The organism is Bacillus sp. JJ1503 (assembly GCF_036965125.1).
GTDB lineage: Bacteria > Bacillota > Bacilli > Bacillales > Cytobacillaceae > Cytobacillus.
Window position 1 is genome coordinate 1 of sequence record NZ_JBALOZ010000416.1, and the last position, 5,782, is coordinate 5,782.

General features: G+C 44.0%; 3 protein-coding genes and 1 pseudogene. 1 reads left to right on the forward strand and 3 read right to left on the reverse strand.

Annotation, left to right across the window (positions count from 1 at the left end; translation table 11 throughout):
- Nucleotides 1-301, forward strand: a pseudogene (locus V7149_RS24130) (hypothetical protein); the annotation flags it as partial.
- Between the two features lie 67 nt (nt 302-368).
- On the opposite strand, the gene icmF reads toward V7149_RS24130, so the two are convergent.
- From icmF to V7149_RS24145, 3 genes are all read right to left on the reverse strand, one after another.
- Nucleotides 369-3,635, reverse strand: a complete 3,267-nt coding sequence (gene icmF, locus V7149_RS24135; RefSeq protein ID WP_335348113.1) for a fused isobutyryl-CoA mutase/GTPase IcmF — start codon at nt 3,633-3,635, stop codon at nt 369-371.
- 42 nt (nt 3,636-3,677) lie between these two features.
- Nucleotides 3,678-4,340 carry a TetR/AcrR family transcriptional regulator gene (locus V7149_RS24140; RefSeq protein ID WP_335348114.1) on the reverse strand — a complete coding sequence of 221 codons (663 nt, stop codon included), beginning with the start codon at nt 4,338-4,340 and terminating at the stop codon, nt 3,678-3,680.
- 99 nt (nt 4,341-4,439) lie between these two features.
- Entirely contained in the window at nt 4,440-5,579 is a 1,140-nt protein-coding gene (locus V7149_RS24145) for an acyl-CoA dehydrogenase (RefSeq protein ID WP_335348115.1), read from the reverse strand.
- Nucleotides 5,580-5,782 lie beyond the last annotated feature (203 nt).

Here is a 5,782-nt window from a genome sequence, read left to right on the forward strand (position 1 = left end):
CATTTTAAATATCAATTATTTACAAAGCCCGCTCACATACGGGTATTCATCCGGTAGCATAGGATTTGTCTATCGTCCCGTTTGGTTTACGAATACAAAAGGGGCTGAAGTAGTTGCCACATACTCAAAGGCTCCTAATTCTTTCATTTCCGGTTATTGGCCAGGCTACGAAAAGGCACAGGGACAGCCTGTTATGACAGCGGAAAAAGACAATCGTGTTATTTTGATCGGTTTGGAAATTGGGTTTCGGCAGCATCCATCTTATCTTTATTCCTTGCTGGCCAATGCGATATACTTATAACTGAATTTTATTCAACAAATCTTAATAGCCCGCTGAAACCAATTCAGCGGGCTTTTTTCACAATAACCTACATATTTCTTCTATACTGTCCGCCGACTTCATACAGTGCACGTGTAATTTGGCCAAGGCTTGCGACTTGGACGGTTTCCATCAATTCTGCAAAAATATTGCCGCCGGAAACAGCCGTTTCCTTCAAGCGTTTGATGGCTTCTTCTGTTTTATCTTTGTTGCGCTCATGGAAGCTGCGGAGATTTTGGATTTGTGTTTCTTTTTCTTCTTGTGTGGCTCTAGCCAGCTCCATATTGTTCATGTCTTCTTCAGACGGTGGGTTCGGATTTAAATACGTATTGACCCCGATAATCGGAAGCTCGCCAGTATGCTTCTTCATTTCATAATGCATTGATTCATCTTGAATTTTTCCGCGCTGGTATTGCGTTTCCATGGCACCGAGAACGCCCCCGCGGTCATTGATGCGTTCGAATTCCTGAAGCACCTGCTCCTCCACAAGATCTGTTAATTCATCAATAATAAAGGCACCTTGCAGCGGATTTTCGTTCTTCGTGAGGCCGTGCTCCTTCGTAATGATCATTTGAATCGCCATCGCACGGCGCACTGATTCCTCTGTCGGTGTTGTAATGGCCTCATCATAGGCATTCGTATGAAGGGAATTACAGTTATCATGCAGCGCCATCAAAGCCTGCAGGGTCGTACGAATATCATTGAAATCAATTTCCTGCGCATGCAGCGAACGCCCAGACGTTTGAATATGATATTTCAGCTTTTGGCTTCGCTCATTTGCACCATATTTGTCTCTCATAACAGTCGCCCAAATACGGCGTGCGACACGGCCAAGCACCGTATATTCCGGATCAAGCCCATTCGAGAAGAAGAAAGAAAGATTCGGGGCAAAGTCGTTAATATCCATGCCTCTGCTCAAATAGTACTCCACATACGTAAAGCCGTTCGCCAATGTAAACGCTAATTGCGATATCGGATTCGCTCCTGCTTCCGCAATATGATAGCCCGAAATCGAAACAGAATAATAGTTACGCACCATTTGGTCGATAAAATACTGCTGGATATCTCCCATCATGCGGAGAGCAAATTCAGTTGAGAAAATACATGTATTTTGCCCTTGGTCTTCTTTTAAAATATCAGCTTGAACAGTTCCGCGAACGGTTTGAAGTGTGCGCGCTCTGACTTCTGTGAACTCTTCTGCCGTTAGAACTCGGCCAAGCTCGTTTTCTTTTGCCTCGATTTGCTGTTCAATGGCTGTATTCATAAACATCGCCAAGATAATCGGGGCAGGGCCGTTGATGGTCATGGAAACAGATGTCGATGGATGGCAAAGATCAAAGCCTGCATAAAGCTTCTTCATATCGTCCAATGTACAAATACTGACTCCGCTTTCCCCAACCTTCCCGTAAATATCAGGACGGTAATCCGGATCTTCTCCGTAAAGGGTGACTGAATCAAAGGCAGTACTTAAGCGCTTTGCCGAATCATCCTTTGACAGATAATGAAAACGGCGGTTCGTTCTTTCCGGTGTTCCTTCCCCAGCAAACTGTCTTTTTGGGTCCTCCCCTTCACGCTTGAACGGGAATACGCCAGCCGTATAAGGGAATGAGCCTGGAACATTTTCTCTATAAACCCAACGGATAATCTCACCGTAATCCTTGTATTTTGGAAGAGCCACCTTTGGAATAGCTAATCCAGAAAGGCTCTTCGTTTTTAACACAGTGATAATTTCTTTATCGCGAATTTTCGTGACAAACTGATCCCCTGCGTATTTTTCCTTTAGAGAGCCCCAGCCTTCAAGAATTTTCTTCGTTTCAGCAGTCAGCTTTGATTCAACAGTAGACTTAATAGCTTCTAATGAGGCGACCACCTCTTCATTTGCCTCCTGCTCCTTAACAGCAAGAATCGCTCCTTCAAGCTGGAAAAGCTTGCGCGCAAGATTAGCCTGTTCCTCTGCCTTCTTATGATAGCTGCGCACCGCTTCGGAAACCTCTCGTAAATAATAGCGCTGCTCATTCGGAATAATGACATTTTGTTTTTCAACAAGGGCCCTTTTGGAAAAACTCGTTTTCCAGTCTATTCCGGCTTTTTCGTTTAATTTTTCAATGATTGCCGCAAAAACAGCATTCGTTCCCGGGTCATTGAACTGGCTCGCAATCGTGCCATAAACAGGCATCTCATCTAAGTCTTTTTCAAACAGCATGCGGCTTCTTTGGTATTGCTTCTGCACCTGGCGCTTTGCATCCTCAGAACCTTTACGCTCAAACTTATTAATGACAATTAAATCGGCATAATCAATCATATCGATCTTTTCTAGCTGGGAAGGCGCACCAAATTCACTCGTCATGACGTACATCGAAACGTCACAAATTTCAGTAATTTCAGCATCCCCTTGCCCAATTCCGCTTGTTTCCACAACGATTAGATCAAAGCCGGCTGCTTTGACAACCGAAATCGCGTCCTTAATCGCAAGCGAAAGTTCGCTTTTCGAATTTCTTGTGGCTAAGCTTCTCATATAAACACGCGGATTAAATATCGCATTCATGCGGATACGGTCACCAAGAAGGGCTCCGCCCGTTTTCTGCTTTGTCGGATCGACTGATAAAATGGCAACCTTCTTTTCAGGAATTTCATTGATAAAACGGCGAATTAATTCATCGGTTAATGAGCTTTTCCCTGCTCCGCCTGTTCCTGTAATTCCTAGAACTGGGACAGACTTTTCCAATGATTTCACTTTTTCCATCACAGAATCAAGTGCTGCTGCCGTTTCTTTTTCAACATTGACATGGTGCTCGGCTAAAGTAATGAGCTTAGCAACGGCATTCGTGTTCCCTTCCTGAAGCTTTTCAATCTGCTCTGTAGCTTCTGGCGTAAAGGTCGGGAAATCACATTCTTCAACCATGAGGTTGATCATGCCTTGAAGCCCATGCTGACGGCCATCCTCAGGCGAAAAGATTCTCGCAATCCCGTAGTCATGCAGCTCTTTAATCTCCTTTGGAATAATGACACCGCCCCCGCCCCCATAAATGCGGATATGGGAAGCACCTCTTTCCTTTAAAAGGTCATACATATACTTAAAGTATTCCACATGCCCTCCCTGATAGGAAGAAATTGCAATACCCTGAACATCCTCTTGAATAGCCGCATTCACCACTTCTTCCACAGAACGGTTATGGCCTAGATGAATGACCTCCGCTCCGCTTGCCTGAATGATTCTCCTCATAATATTTATGGAAGCATCATGACCGTCAAATAGACTAGAAGCCGTGACAAAACGAATATGATTCTTTGGCTTATACACTTCTGGATTACTCATTTTTCTCCCCCTGTTCGTATTAACGCAGGTTCAGTAATAGACTTACATTTTTGAAACTAGCGAGTTGTTTTGCTTCGACACTTCCGCTTGGTTAATCCCTTGAAAAAGCAATTCCGTTTGAAGCTGGATATACTCGTCTAGCGTGTACATCTTTTTCAATGACCAGCGGCGGAATGCCCACATTTGCCCCTGCACAAAAATGTTATGGGCAATCATTTTGATCTGGTCTTCGGTTAGATCTATTTCTTTATTTTCCACGCATCTCGTTACGATTTGCTCAAACATTCCAACCATTTCGATTTCTTTCTTAAGCACGTATGGAAGGGCGTCCTTTGATAAGGATTTCACTTCCTGATACATGACAAGGACCTCATCCTGCAGCTCGTCTACAACGCGAAAATAATCAGCAATCCCGAGCTTTAGGCTTTCAAGCGTACCTTGATCGGTGTTGAGATCCTTTTGCAAACGGTCGCTAACCTGGTCATAGATGCTGTCACAAACGAGATATAAAACATCCTCTTTTGTGCGGATATATTCATATAGTGTTCCGATGCTAAATCCTGCAGCTCTTGCAATTTCTCTTGTCGTTGTGCGATGAAAGCCTTTTTGAATAAACAGGGTCACAGCCCCTTTGATCATCTGGTCCCGTCTTTTTTTAACAAGGCGTTCATCTTTGACAGACGCCTGTACTTCGCGTTTTTTCATTTTACCTACCGTCCTTCTATAATTGGGGTGCAGAGTTAAGACTGGGTTTCCAGGCTCAACTCTGCTAAGCCTTTTTTTAATAGAATAAATGATAGGAGCCTATTTTGTCAGCATACGAGAAATAACGAGGCGCTGAATTTCCTGTGTGCCTTCGTAAATTTGGGTAATTTTCGCATCGCGCATAAAGCGTTCAACTGGATAATCCTTTGTATAGCCATATCCGCCAAAAATTTGGACAGCATCTGTAGTAACCTTCATGGCTGTGTCTCCAGCTAATAATTTGGACATTGCGGATTCTTTTCCGTATGGAAGTCCTTCAGACTCAAGCCATGCAGCCTGGTAGGTTAATAGTCTAGAAGCTTCAATGCTTGTAGCCATGTCAGCTAATTTGAAGCCAATTCCTTGCTGAGAAGCAATAGGTTTGCCGAATTGAACGCGCTCCTTTGCATATTCAATGGAAGCATCTAAGGCACCCTGTGCGATTCCCACTGCTTGAGCGGCGATTCCGTTTCGTCCGCCATCAAGGGTCATCATCGCAATTTTAAAGCCTTCTCCCACATTGCCAAGAACATTTTCTACTGGAACCTTACAATTATCAAAAATAATTTCCGTTGTTGGTGATGAACGAATGCCGAGTTTTTTCTCTTTTTTACCGACTGAGAAGCCTTCAAAGTCAGCCTCCACGATGAATGCGGTCGTACCTCGATGTTTTTCCGCCGGGTCTGTTAAAGCAAAAACAACATAAATATCAGCAATTCCACCGTTTGTGATGAAGATTTTTGAACCATTTAAGACGTAGTGATCCCCTTCCAGGCGAGCTGTCGTTCTCATTCCGCCTGCATCAGAACCGCTGCCAGGCTCTGTTAGGCCATAAGCGCCGATTTTCGTTCCTTCTGCCATTGGACGCAAATATTTTTGCTTTTGCTCTTCACTGCCGAATTTGAAAATCGGCCAACCCGCTAAAGATGTATGAGCGGAAAGCGTTACACCTGTTGAGGCACACACTCTCGAAAGCTCCTCAACTGCAATACAGTAGGCTAGGTAGTCACTGCCAATGCCGCCATATTCTTCAGGCCACGGAATTCCCGTTAGCCCAAGCTCCGCCATTTTATCAAAAATCTCACGGTCAAAGCGCTCTTCCTCATCACGCTCAGCAGCCGTTGGGGCCACTTCATTCTTTGCAAAATCGCGTACCATTTTTCTAATCATTTCATGCTCTTCTGATAATTGAAAGTTCATGTCCCTGTCCCCCATTTATATTTAGCGTAGTTGATATGATTGTTGAGCTTCTTTGAAAATTAACACTATGAAGCGGTTATGGTTAGCGTTTTATATGAGTTCCTTTCAAAACACGCACCATGAAGCAGTCATGACGAGCGTTTTGTATGAGTTCCTTTCAAAACACGCACTATGAAGCGGTCATGACTAGCGTTTTGGATGAG

Coding starts and splice junctions, on each gene's coding strand:
- V7149_RS24145 (WP_335348115.1), bottom strand. CDS start 5,579: ATGAACTTTCAATTATCAGAAGAGCATGAAATGATTAGAAAAATGGTA.
- icmF (WP_335348113.1), bottom strand. CDS start 3,635: ATGAGTAATCCAGAAGTGTATAAGCCAAAGAATCATATTCGTTTTGTC.
- V7149_RS24140 (WP_335348114.1), bottom strand. CDS start 4,340: ATGAAAAAACGCGAAGTACAGGCGTCTGTCAAAGATGAACGCCTTGTT.